Below are 251 nucleotides of genomic sequence, written 5' to 3' on the forward strand. Positions count from 1 at the left end.
CCCTCTTGCAGCTTGCTGTACAGTTCAATGCGGCCCGCCATTTCCTCATAGGTTTCCATGCTCATAACGGCAAGGTCGCCCTTACCGTTTTTGGTAATAAAGACCGGCTCGTTGTAGGCATGGCAGTAAGAGGAAATGTCATTGTAGTTGTTTCTCAGATCTGCGCTGGAACGAATGTTCGGCATAGATAGCACCTCTCTTTCATACAGAAATTATATCATAATTTCTGTATGAAAACAAGTAGGAGTTTT

The 251-nt window shown here is 43.8% G+C and carries 1 protein-coding gene; it reads right to left on the reverse strand.

Going from position 1 to position 251, the window contains the following annotated elements; all coding sequences use genetic code 11:
* On the reverse strand, positions 1-185 hold a 185-nt coding region (locus tag GPK89_RS15375; protein ID WP_215694473.1), incomplete at its 3' end, for a type II toxin-antitoxin system prevent-host-death family antitoxin.
* Positions 186-251 lie beyond the last annotated feature (66 nt).

The sequence above is a fragment of the Gemmiger formicilis genome (assembly GCF_018784445.1).
Lineage (GTDB): Bacteria > Bacillota > Clostridia > Oscillospirales > Ruminococcaceae > Gemmiger.